1 protein-coding gene (running past one end of the window) is annotated in these 13,185 nt (G+C 76.1%); it reads left to right on the forward strand.

The genetic code is table 11. From position 1 onward, the window contains the following. Nucleotides 1–13,185, forward strand: partial view of a type I polyketide synthase gene (locus GA0070560_RS17080; protein ID WP_091298273.1) — the 5' portion only. Its footprint extends 16,539 nt past the window's final position; the window shows 13,185 of its 29,724 coding nt (coding positions 1–13,185); its start codon is at nucleotides 1–3; its stop codon lies off the right edge, out of view.

The raw sequence follows: 13,185 nt of genomic DNA on the forward strand, positions 1-13,185 counted from the left end.
ATGTCCACGTCTGCAGATAAGGCCGTCGAGGCGCTTCGGGCTTCGCTCAAGGAGACCAGCCGGCTCAAGCAGCTCAACCAGCAGCTGACCGCGGCGGCCCGGGAACCGGTCGCCATCGTGGCGATGTCCTGCCGCTACCCGGGCGGGGTGTCCAGCCCCGACCAGCTGTGGGACCTGGTCGCCTCCGGTGGCGACGCCATCGGTGGCTTCCCCACCGACCGGGGCTGGGACCTGGACAACCTGTACGACCCGTCCGCCGACCGGGTCGGGCGGTCCACCACCCGGCAGGGCGGCTTCCTGTACGACGCGGCCGAGTTCGACGCCGACTTCTTCGGTGTCAGCCCGCGCGAGGCACTGGCGATGGACCCGCAGCAGCGGCTGCTGCTGGAGACCTCGTGGGAGGCGTTCGAGAGCGCCGGCATCGCCCCCTCCGCGATGCGTGGACAGAAGGTCGGCGTGTTCGTCGGCACCGCCGCCAACGGCTACGGCGTCGGGCAGGACGGCGGCGCGGACGGTGCCGACGAGGGCTACCTGCTCACCGGCACCGCCACCAGCGTCGTCTCCGGCCGCATCGCGTACGCGCTGGGCCTGGAGGGGCCGGCGGTCACCGTGGACACCGCCTGCTCGTCGTCGCTGGTCGCGCTGCACCTGGCCTGCCAGGCGCTGCGCTCCGGCGAGTTCGACCTGGCCCTGGCCGGTGGCGTCACCGTGATGGCCACCCCCAGCGCGTTCGTCGGCTTCTCCCGGCAGCGCGGCCTCGCCTCCGACGGTCGGTGCAAGTCGTTCGCCGCGTCCGCCGACGGCACCGGCTGGGCCGAGGGCGTCGGCCTGCTCCTCGTCGAGCGGCTCTCCGACGCCCAGCGCAACGGCCACCGGATCCTCGCCGTGGTACGCGGCTCCGCGATCAACCAGGACGGCGCGTCCAACGGCCTCACCGCCCCCAACGGGCCCGCCCAGCAGCGCGTCATCCGGCAGGCGCTGAGCAACGCCCGGCTCGCTCCCGCCGACGTGGACGCCGTCGAGGCGCACGGCACCGGCACCACCCTCGGCGACCCGATCGAGGCGCAGGCCCTGCTCGCCACGTACGGCCAGGACCGCGACGGGGGCGACCCGCTCTGGCTCGGCTCGGTCAAGTCCAACCTCGGCCACACCCAGGCCGCCGCCGGCATCGCCGGCATCATCAAGATGGTCATGGCGATCCGGCACGGCGTGCTGCCGGCCACCCTGCACGTCGACGCCCCGTCGCCGCACATCGACTGGACCGCCGGGGCGGTCGAACTGCTCACCGAGGCCCGGTCCTGGCCGCAGGTGCAGCGGCCCCGCCGCGCCGCCGTGTCGTCGTTCGGCATCTCCGGCACCAACGCCCACATCATCCTCGAACAGGCCGACCCGGCGCCCGCCCCGGCCCCCGTACCGGCGGAGCAGCCCGGCCTGCTCACCACGCCCGCCACCGTCTGGACGCTCTCCGCGCGGTCCACCCCGGCGCTGCGCGAGCAGGCCGCCCGGCTCGCCCGCTACGTCCGTGACCGCGACGACCTCGACCCGGCCCGGCTGGCCTGGTCGCTGGCCGCCACCCGGTCGGTGTTCGAGCACCGCGCGGCGGTCGTCGCCGCCGACCCGGCGCAGCTGCTCGCCGGCCTCGACGCCCTCGCCGCCGGCACGCCCGCCGGCACCGTGGTCACCGGGGTCGCCGGCGAGCCCGGCGAGGGCCCGGTCTGGGTCTTCCCCGGCCAGGGCGCCCAGTACGTGTCGATGGCCGCCGGGCTGATCGGCGTCTGTCCCGTCTTCGACGAGGCGCTGGCCGAGTGCCAGGCCGAGTTCGACCGCTGGCTCGACCTCGACCTCGTCGCCGTGCTCACCGACGCCGACGACTCCTGGCTGACCCGCACCGAGATCGTCCAGCCGGCCCTGTTCGCCGTCGCGGTGGGCCTGGCCCGGGTGTGGCGGCACGCCGGCCTGACCCCGCGCGCGGTCATCGGCCACTCCCAGGGCGAGATCGTCGCCGCCCACGTCGCCGGGGTGCTGTCCCTGGCCGACGCGGTGAAGATCCTCGCCCTGCGGGCCCGCGCCCTCGCCGGCATCGCCGGCACCGGCGCGATGGCCGCCATCGACCTGCCCGTCGACGCGGTCACCGGCCGGCTCCCCGACGGGGTCAGCGTGTCCGTCGTCAACGGCCCCAACACCACGGTGGTCTCCGGCCCGACGCAGGCCGTCGCCGACCTGGCCGCGGCGTACACCGCCGACGGCGTCCGGGTGCGGACCATCGACATCGACTACGCCTCGCACTCGCCCGCCGTCCAGCCGGTCGCCGACCGGATGCTTACCGACCTGGCCGACGTCACGCCCCGCGACGGGGACGTGCGGATCATCTCCACCGTCACCGGCGACTGGATCGACGGCGCCGACCTCGACGCCGACTACTGGGCCGACAACCTGCGCCGGCCGGTGCTGTTCGACACCGCCGTGCGGACCGCGCTCGACGCCGGGCACACCGACTTCGTCGAGGTCTCCCCGCACCCGGTGCTGAGCATGTCGCTGACGGCAATCCTCGACGACACCGGCGTCACCGGCCGCGCCCTGGCCACCCTGCGCCGCGGCGAGGACCCCACGGTACGGCTGCTGACCAGCCTCGCCGCCGCCCACGCCCACGGCCTGCCGGTGGACCACCGGCGGATCCTCGCCCCCGCCCCGATCCTCACCGACCTGCCCACCTACGCCTTCCAGCGGCAGCGCTACTGGCCGGAGCGGCTGGCCGCGGCCACCGCCGCCGGGCCGGTCAGCCCGGACGTGGTCGACGTCGAGTTCTGGTCGGCGGTGGAACGCTCCGACGTGGCCGCGCTCGCCGCCCAGCTCGACGCACCGGCCGACCTGGAGGTGCTCGCCCCCGCGCTGCCCGTGCTGTCGTCCTGGCGCCGGGCCCGGTTGCAGCGGGCCGTGCTGGACGGCTGGTCGTACCGGGTGGTGTGGAAGCCGGCCGGGTCGACCGGCGGCACGCCCGTCGACGGCGACCTGCTCGTGGTACTGCCCGACGGTGACGCCACCGTGCACGGCTGGGTGGACCGGCTCGCCGCCGCCGGGGGCCGCCCGGTGCGGCGGATCACCGTCGACCCGGCCGGGACGACCCGCGAGGAGCTGGCCGAGGCGCTGGCCGGGCACCGCGACGCCGACCTGGCCGCGGTGGTCTCCCTGCTCGGCCTCGCCGACGCGCAGTACCCGGGACACCCCGGCATCCCCACCGGGCTGGTCGCCACCACCCGCCTCGTGCAGGCGCTCCAGGACGCCGACGTCGCCGCCCCGCTGTGGTGTCTCACCGTCGGCGGCGTCGGCACCGACCCGGCCGAGCCGGTGGCCAGCGCCGCCCAGCACGCGCTCTGGGGCCTGGCCCGGGTGGTCGGCCTGGAACACCCGCGCCGCTGGGGCGGCCTGGTCGACCTGCCCGCCGAGCCCGACGACACGACCTGGGCCGAGGTCACCCGGCTGCTCACCACCAGCGGCGACGAGGACCAGTTCGCCGTCCGCCCGTACGGCACCTTCGTGCGCCGGCTCGCCCGTACCACCGCCCGCACCGCCCGGCAGGTCACCGCGTGGCAGCCGCGCGGCACCGTCCTGGTCACCGGTGGCACCGGCGCGATCGGCGCCCAGGCCGCCCGCTGGCTCGCCGCCAACGGCGCCGCGCACCTGGTCCTCACCAGCCGGCGCGGCCTCGACGCCGCCGGCGCCCGCGAGCTGGCCGACGAGCTGACCGCCACCGGGGTACGGGTCAGCGTCGTCGCCTGCGACATGGCCGACCGGGACCAGGTCGCCGCGCTGGTCGCCGGCCTGGACGAGGTCGCCCCGCTGACCGCCGTGCTGCACGCCGCCGGGGTCACCCGGCTCACCGCGCTGGTCGACACCGACCTCGACGTGCTCGACCACGTCATGGCCGGCAAGGTCGCCGGTGCGGCGTACCTCGACGAACTGCTCGGTGACCGGCCGCTCGACGCGTTCGTCACCTTCGCCTCCATCTCCGGCGTCTGGGGCAGCGGCGGGCAGGGCGCGTACGCGGCCGCGAACGCGTACCTCGACGCGCTCGCCGAGCAGCGCCGCGCCCGAGGGCTCACCGCCACCTCCATCTCCTGGGGCGCCTGGGCCGAGGGCGGCATGGCCACCACCGAGGAGGCGCAGCGGCTGCTCAGCCGCCGTGGCCTCAACCCGATGCAGCCGGCCGCCGCGCTGCTCGCCCTGCGCCGCGCCGTCGAGCACGGCGAGACCTGCCTGACCGTCGCCGACATCGACTGGGAACAGTTCGCCCCCGCGTACGCGTCGGCCCGCCCGCGCCCGCTGCTCGACGACATCGTCGAGGCCCGCGACGCCCTCGCCGCGCGCCCCGCCGACGCGACCACCGACCAGGTCACCGCGCTGCGCGGACAGCTGACCGCCCTGACCCGCGCCGAGCGGGACCGGCACCTGACCGACCTGGTCCGCGACCACGCCGCCGCCGTCCTCGGCCACGCCGGCACCGACGCGGTCAAGCCGAAGCGGGCGTTCAAGGACCTGGGCTTCGACTCGCTGACCGCCGTGGAGCTGCGCAACCAGCTCACCGCCGCGACCGGGCTGACCCTGCCCACCACGCTGATCTTCGACTATCCCAACCCGGCCACCCTCGCCGGGCACCTGGCGGCCCTGCTGCGCCTCGACGACGCCGCCGAAGCCGGTACGCCGGCCGGCGCGGGCGGCCCGGTCGCCGCCGACGAGCCGATCGCCATCGTCGGGATGAGTTGCCGCTACCCGGGCGGGGTCAGCGACCCCGACGGGCTGTGGGACCTGGTCGCCTCCGGACGCGACGGCATCACCGAGTTCCGCACCGACCGGCACTGGGACCTGGACCGGCTGCTCGCCGCCGACCCCGACGCGCCCGGCCGCTCGTACACCCGCCACGGCGGGTTCATCGACACCGCCACCGACTTCGACCCGGTCTTCTTCGGCATCAGCCCACGCGAAGCCCTGGCCATGGATCCGCAGCAGCGGCTGCTGCTGGAGGCCACCTGGGAGGCGTTCGAGCAGGCCGGAGTCACCCCGGACGCGCTGCACGGCACCCCGACCGGGGTGTTCGTCGGGGCGTCCCCGTCCGGCTACGGCACCGGCGACGAGACCCCCGACCTGGACGGTTTCCGGCTCACCGGCGGCGCGCACAGCGTCATCTCCGGCCGGGTCGCCTACACGTTCGGCCTGGAAGGGCCGGCGGTCACCGTGGACACCGCCTGCTCCTCGTCGCTGGTGGCGCTGCACCTGGCCGTGCAGTCGCTGCGGCAGGGCGAGTGCGACCTCGCCGTCGCCGGCGGTGTGACCGTGATGGTCACCCCCGGCGCGTTCCTCGAGTTCACCCGGCAGGGCGGGCTCGCCGCCGACGGCCGGTGCCGCTCCTTCGCCGCCGCCGCCGACGGCACCGGCTGGGGCGAAGGCGTCGGTGTGCTGCTCGTCGAGCGGCTCTCCGACGCCCGGCGCAACGGCCACCGGATCCTCGCCGTGGTACGCGGCTCCGCGGTCAACCAGGACGGCGCGTCCAACGGGCTGACCGCGCCGAACGGTCCGTCACAGCAGCGGGTGATCCGGCAGGCGCTGACCAACGCCGGGCTCACCACCGCCGACGTCGACGTGGTCGAGGCGCACGGCACCGCCACCACCCTCGGCGACCCGATCGAGGCGCAGGCCCTGCTGGCGACGTACGGCCAGGACCGGCCCGCCGACCGGCCGCTGTGGCTCGGCTCGATCAAGTCGAACATCGGGCACACCCAGGCCGCTGCCGGCGTCGCCGGAGTGATCAAGATGGTGCAGGCGCTGCGGCACGGCGTCCTGCCCCGCACCCTGCACGTCGACGAGCCCACCCCGCACGTCGACTGGTCGGCCGGCGCGGTGGAACTGCTGACCGAGGCGCGGCCGTGGCCCGAGACGGACCGGCCGCGCCGGGCCGCCGTGTCGTCGTTCGGGGTCAGCGGCACCAACGCCCACGTCGTCATCGAGCAGCCACCCGCCGAGGTCGTGTCCGGCGAGGTGGTCGAGTCCGCCGCGCCGCCGCTGGTGCCGGTGCTGCTCTCCGCCCGCGGTGAGGGCGGTCTGGCCCGGCAGGCCCGGCACTGGTCCGACCGGTTCGGCGTGGACGGCCTGCCCCGCCTGGTCGACGTCGGCTGGACCTCGCTGACCACCCGTACGGCGCTGGAGCACCGCGCGGTGCTGCTCGCCGCCGACCACGCCGAGCTGACCGCCGGGCTGGCCGCCCTCGCCGCCGACGAGCCCAGCGACGCCGTGCTCACCGGCCGTGCCACCGACCGGGGCCCGGTCGCCCTGCTCTTTTCCGGTCAGGGTGCGCAGCGTGTCGGCATGGGTCGGGAGTTGTACGCGACCTTCCCGGTGTTCGCCGCCGCGCTGGACGAGGTGTGTGCCCATCTGGATCCGTTGCTGCCGCAGCCGCTGCGGGAGGTGCTGTTCGCCGCGGAGGGCTCGCCGGAGGCGGGGCTGCTGGATCAGACCGTGTTCACCCAGGCAGGCCTGTTCGCCGTCGAGGTGGCCTTGTTCCGGCTGGTGGAGTCGTTCGGTGTGGTGCCGGACTTCGTCGGTGGGCACTCCATCGGGGAGATCACCGCCGCGCACGTGGCCGGGGTGCTGTCCCTCGCCGATGCGTGCGCCCTGGTGGCAGCGCGGGGCCGCCTGATGCAGGCACTGCCCGCCGGCGGCGGGATGCTCGCCGTCAACGCGCCCGAGGCCGAGGTGGCAGCCGGCCTCGACGGGCTGACCGACCTGGGGATCGCGGCCGTCAACGGGCCGTCCTCGGTGGTGGTGTCCGGCGCGCTCGACGTCCTCGACGAGGTGGAGCGGGCCTGGCAGGGCCGGGGTGTGCGCACCCGCCGGCTGACCGTCAGCCACGCGTTCCACAGCCCGCTGATGGAGCCGATGCTCGACGAGTTCCGGGCGGTCCTGGCCGGGCTGAGCTTCGCCGCGCCGTTGGTTCCGGTGGTGTCGAACCTGACCGGGGCCCTGGCGGACCCGCAGGAGCTGACCCGCCCCGACTACTGGGTGCGGCACGTCCGCGAGGCCGTCCGGTTCGCCGACGGGATCGCCGCCCTGCGCGTCGCCGGCGTCGACACGTTCGTCGAGATCGGGCCCGGCGCGGTGCTCACCGCCCTGGTCCGCGAGACCCTGACCGGGGATGCCGACGGCGTCCTCGCCGTGCCCACCCAGCGTCGTGACCGCGCCGAGCCGCGCGCCCTGCTCGCCGGCCTGGCCGAGCTGTACGCCGCCGGTGGCGCCGTGGACTGGGCCCCGCTGTTCGCCGACGCCGCCCCGGCCCGGGTCGACCTGCCCACATACGCCTTCGCGCAGGAGCGGTTCTGGCTGCGCCCCGCCGGCCGCGCCTCCGACGTCTCCGGCGCCGGCCTCGGCGCGGCCGGGCACCCGCTGCTCGCCGCCGCCGTCCGGCTGGCCGGCGAGGACGCCGCCGTGCTCACCGGCCGGCTGTCTGTGGCCGCCCAGCCGTGGCTGGCCGACCACGTGGTGGCCGGCGCGGTGGTCGTCCCCGGCACCGCGCTGGTCGAACTGGTGCTGCGCGCCGGTGACGAGTTCGGCCCCTGCCAGGTGCGGGAGCTGACCATCGCCGCCCCGCTCGTGCTGCCCGACCGGGGAGCGGTGCGGGTCCAGGTCCGCGTCGGCCCCCGCGACCACGCCGGCTGGCGGGCCGTCACCGTCCACTCGCAGCCCGACCACGACCCTGACGGCGACTGGGTGCGGCACGCCGAGGGCGTGCTCACCGCCGTCGACCCGACCGACGACACCGGTCTCGGCGCGTGGCCCCCGGCGCACGCCGACGAGGTCGACCTCGCCGGTTGGTACCCGGCCCTCGCCGGGCACGGCATGACGTACGGGCCGGTGTTCCAGGGCCTGCGCCGGGCCTGGACGGCCGGCGACGACACCGTCTACGCCGAGGTGACCCTGCCCGCCGCCACCGTGGACGGCGGCGCCGGCTTCGGCGTCCACCCCGCCCTGCTCGACGCCGCCCTGCACCCCACCGCCCTGCTGCCCGGCGACGGCACCAGCGGACCGAAGGCGCCGTTCGCGTTCGAGGGCGTCCAGGTGCACGCCGTCGGGGCGGACACCCTCCGCGTCCGGCTCACCCGCGCCGGGTCGGCCGTGCGGCTGCTCGCCGTCGACGACACCGACCGCCCGGTGGTGTCCGTCGACTCTCTCGTGCTGCGCGAGATGACCGGCGTCGACCCGTCGGCGGCCACCCTCGCCGCCCGCTCGCTGTTCCGGGTCGCCTGGCACGCCGAGCCGCTCACCCCCGTCGAGCAGCCCGCGACCGCCCTGCTCGGGGCGCCCAGCCCGGCCCTGCCCGGCACCCCCGCGTACCCGGGGGCCGCCGAACTGGTCGCGGCCGGCGACGTACCCCGACTGGTCCTGCTGCCCGTGCCCGCGACGCCGGCCGGTCTGCCGGCGGGGGAGCTACCGGCGGTGGTCCGGGCCGTCACCACCGACGTGCTCGCCGCCGTGCAGGCGTGGCTGGCCGCCGACGACCTCACCGACACCCGCCTCGCCGTGGTCACCCGCCAGGCGGTGCGGGCCACCGACGCCGACCCGGCCGAGGAACTGGCCGGCGCGGCCGTCTGGGGCCTGCTCCGCTCCGCCCAGTCCGAGCACCCCGGTCGGATCGTCCTGGCCGACCTCGACCGGGACCTCGACGCGCCCGCCGTCGCGCTGCTCGCGGCCGCCGCCGACGACCCGGCCGCGGCGCAGTTCGCGGTCCGCGGCGACGCGGCCCTCACCCCCCGGCTGGTACGCGCCGACGCCCCGCCCGCGGCCACCCCCCGGCTGCGCGGCGGAACCGTCCTGGTCACCGGCGGCACCGGCGCCCTCGGCGCCCTGCTCGCCCGGCACCTCGTCACCGAGTGGGGCGTGGACTCCCTCGCCCTGGTCAGCCGGCGCGGCCCCGACGCCCCCGGCGCGGCCGAACTGGCCGCCGAGTTGACCGCCCACGGCGCCCGGGTCCGGGTGCTCGCCTGCGACGTCACCGACCCCGCCGCCGTGCGCGTCCTCGTCGGGCAGCTCACCGACGGCGACCGGCTCGCCGGCGTGGTGCACACCGCCGGTGTCCTCGACGACGCCGTCGTCACCGGTATCGACCCGGACCGCCTCGCCCGGGTGCTCGCCCCGAAGGTCGACGCCGCCTGGTGGCTGCACGAGGCCACCGCCGACCTGGACCTCGACCTGTTCGTCGTCTTCTCCTCCATCGCCGGGGTCCTCGGCTCCCCGGGCCAGGGCGCGTACGCGGCGGCCAACAGCTTCCTGGACGCCCTCGCCGCCCACCGCCGGGGACACGGCCTGCCCGCGCACTCCCTGGCCTGGGGCATGTGGGACACCGACGGCATGGCAGCCAGCCTCAGCGCCGCCGACCGGTCCCGGGTCACCCGCTCCGGCCTCGGCCTGATCACCGAGCCCGTCGGCGTCGCGCTGCTCGACGCGGCCGTCGCCACCGACACGCCCGCCCTCGTCCCGGCCGTCGTCGACGTGCCGGCCCTGCGCGCGGCGGCCACCACCACCGGCGTACCGCCGATGTGGCGTGCCCTGGTCGGGACGGTGACCGCCCGGCGGCAGGCCGGTGGCGGCGCGGCCGGCGGCTGGGCGCAGCGCCTCGCCACGCTCGCCCCCGACGAGGCCCGCGCCCAGGTCGACGTCCTGGTCCGTGGCCTCGTCGCGCAGGTGCTCGGGCACGGTGGCGCGGAGGCGGTGCCGGCGGACCGGGCGTTCCGGGAGTTGGGTTTCGACTCGTTGACCGCGGTGGACCTGCGTAACCGGATCAACGCGACGACCGGGCTGCGGCTCGCCTCCACGCTGGTCTTCGACTACCCGACCCCGGGCGCCCTCGCCGCCCACGTGCACGAGCAGCTCACCGGCGCGGTCGCCGCCCGGCCCGACGTGGTCGCCGCCACCGGTGTCGACGAGCCGATCGCGATCGTCGGCATGGCCTGCCGCTACCCGGGCGGGGTGGACAATCCCGAGCAGCTCTGGCAGCTGCTGGTCGCCGGGGGCGACGGCATCGGCGAGTTCCCCGCCGACCGGGGCTGGGACCTGGAGTCCCTGTTCCACCCGGACCCCGACCACCCCGGCACCTCGTACGCCCGGCACGGCGGCTTCCTCACCGGGGCGGCCGCGTTCGACCCCGCCTTCTTCGGTATCTCGCCCCGGGAGGCCGTCGCGATGGACCCGCAGCAGCGGCTGCTGCTGGAGGCGTCCTGGGAGACGTTCGAGTCCGCCGGCCTCGACCCGGCGCGGGTACGCGGCAGCCGCACCGGTGTGTTCGCCGGGCTGATGTACCACGACTACGCCTCGCAGGTGCAGGAGCTGCCGGACGGGCTGGAGGGCTACATCGGCACCGGCAACTCCGGCAGCGTGGTCTCCGGGCGGGTGGCGTACACCTTCGGCCTGGAGGGCCCGGCGGTCACCGTGGACACGGCGTGTTCGTCGTCGCTGGTGGCGCTGCACCTGGCGGTGCAGGCGCTGCGGTCGGGGGAGTGCGATCTCGCCCTCGCCGGCGGTGTGACGGTGATGGCTACGCCGGGGACGTTCGTGGAGTTCTCCCGGCAGCGGGGTCTGTCGCCGGACGGGCGGTGCAAGTCGTTCGCCGCGTCGGCGGACGGGACCGGCTGGTCCGAGGGTGTGGGCATGCTGCTCGTGCAGCGGCTGTCGGACGCCCGGCGCGACGGTCGGCGGATCCTGGCCGTGGTGCGGGGCACTGCGGTGAATCAGGACGGCGCGTCCAACGGGCTGACCGCCCCGAACGGGCCGTCGCAGCAGCGGGTGATCCGCCAGGCCCTGGCCAACGCCCGGCTGACCACCATCGACGTGGACGCGGTCGAGGCGCACGGCACCGGCACCACCCTCGGTGACCCGATCGAGGCGCAGGCGCTGCTGGCGACGTATGGCCAGGACCGGCCGGCCGACCGGCCGCTGTGGCTCGGCTCGATCAAGTCGAACATCGGGCACACCCAGGCCGCCGCCGGGGTGGCCGGCATCATCAAGATGATCATGGCGATGCGGCACGGGACCATGCCGCGCACCCTGCACGTCGACGAACCGTCCCCGCACATCGACTGGACGGCCGGCGCGGTCGAACTGCTCACCGAGGCGCGGCCCTGGCCGCAGACGGGCCGGCCGCGACGCGCCGCGGTCTCCTCGTTCGGCGTCAGCGGCACCAACGCCCACGTGATCATCGAGCAGCCGCCCGCGGGTACCCGCCCGCCGTCCCCGGAGCCGCCCGCACCGGCCACCCCGGCGGCGGTGCTGCTGTCGGCGCGCACCGAGGCCGCCCTCGCCGCCCAGGCGCAGCGCTGGTCCGACTGGCTCGCCACCGACGAGGAACTGCGCCCGATCGACGTGGGCTGGTCGTCCGTGGTCGGCCGGGCCGTCCTGGAACACCGCGCGGTCGTCGCGGCGGCGGACCGGGACGAGCTGCTGGCCGGCCTGCGTGCCCTCGCCACCGGCACCCCGGCCGGCACCGTCGTCACCGGCTCCGGCGGGACCCGGGGCCAGCTCGCGGTGCTCTTCTCCGGTCAGGGTGCGCAGCGTGCCGGCATGGGTCGGGAACTGTACGACGTCTTCCCGGTGTTCGCCGCCGCGTTGGAAGAGGTGTGCGCCCACCTGGATCCGCTGCTGCCGCAGCCGCTGAAGTCGGTGCTCTTCGCCGACGAGACGGGGCTGCTGGACCAGACCGTCTTCACCCAGGCCGGGCTGTTCGCGGTCGAGGTGGCGTTGTTCCGCCTCGTGGAGTCCTTCGGCGTGGTGCCGGACCTCGTCGGTGGGCACTCGGTCGGGGAGATCACCGCCGCGCATGTGGCCGGTGTGCTGTCGCTGGAGCACGCGTGTGCCCTGGTGGCGGCGCGGGGCCGGTTGATGCAGGCGTTGCCGGCCGGTGGCGGGATGCTCGCCGTGGCCGCGCCGGAGGCCGACGTCCTGCCTACGCTGGACGGGCTGACCGACCGGGTCGGGATCGCCGCCGTCAACGGACCGTCCGCCGTCGTCGTCTCCGGCGCGGCCGACGCCCTGAACGACATCGAACGGACCTGGCAGGGCCGGGGAGTGCGCACCCGCCGGCTCACGGTCAGCCACGCGTTCCACAGCCCGCTGATGGAGCCGATGCTCGACGAGTTCCGCACCGTCCTCGACCGGCTGGTGTTCCGGGCGCCGCTCGTGCCGGTCGTGTCCAACCTGACCGGCGCCCTCGCCGACCCGCAGGAGCTGACCCGGGTCGACTACTGGGTACGGCACGTCCGGGAGGCCGTCCGGTACGCCGACGGCGTCACCGCCCTGCGCGCCGCCGGAGCCGACACGTTCCTCGAGATCGGCCCGCAGAGCGTGCTGACCGCGATGACCGCCGACGTACTGCCCGGCGACGGGTCCACCCTCACCGTGGCGGTGCAGCGCCGGGACCGGCCGGAGCCGCGAGCGCTGCTCGCCGCGCTGGCCGACCTGCACGTGCACGGCGTCGGAGTCACCTGGGCACAGTGGTACGCCGGGGCGGACCCGCAGCGCGTCGACCTGCCCACGTACGCGTTCCAGCACGAGCGCTACTGGCTCGGCATCGGCCGGGCGAGGGCGGGCGACGTGACCGGCGCCGGGCTCGGCGCGGCCGGGCACCCGCTGCTCGGGGCGGCGGTCACCGTCGCCGGCGAGGACATGGTGGTGCTCACCGGCCGGCTGTCGGTCGCCACCCACCCGTGGCTCGCCGACCACACGGTCGCCGGTGTCGTGCTCGTCCCCGGCACCGCCCTGGTCGAACTGGCCGTCCGGGCCGGCGACGAGGCGGGCGTCCCCCGGCTGCGGGAGCTGACCATCGCCGCTCCGCTCGTGCTGCCCGACACCGGCGCGGTCCGCGTCCAGGTCCGCGTCGGCCCGCCCGACGGGAGCGGCGCCCGGGCCGTCGCGGTGCACTCGCAGTCCGACGGCGACCCCGAGTGGATCCGGCACGCCGACGGTGTGCTCGACGTGGCGTCGGTCGACGAGCCGGTGGTGGGGGAGTGGCCGCCGGTCGGCGTGTCCGAGGTGGACCTGTCCGGCTGGTACGACGCGCTCGCCGGGCATGGTCTGTCGTACGGGCCGGTGTTCCAGGGGCTGCGCCGGGCCTGGACCGGCGGCGGCGAGGTGTACGCCGAGGTGGCACTG

Origin of the sequence: Micromonospora halophytica, assembly GCF_900090245.1 — a bacterium.
Lineage (GTDB): Bacteria > Actinomycetota > Actinomycetes > Mycobacteriales > Micromonosporaceae > Micromonospora > Micromonospora halophytica.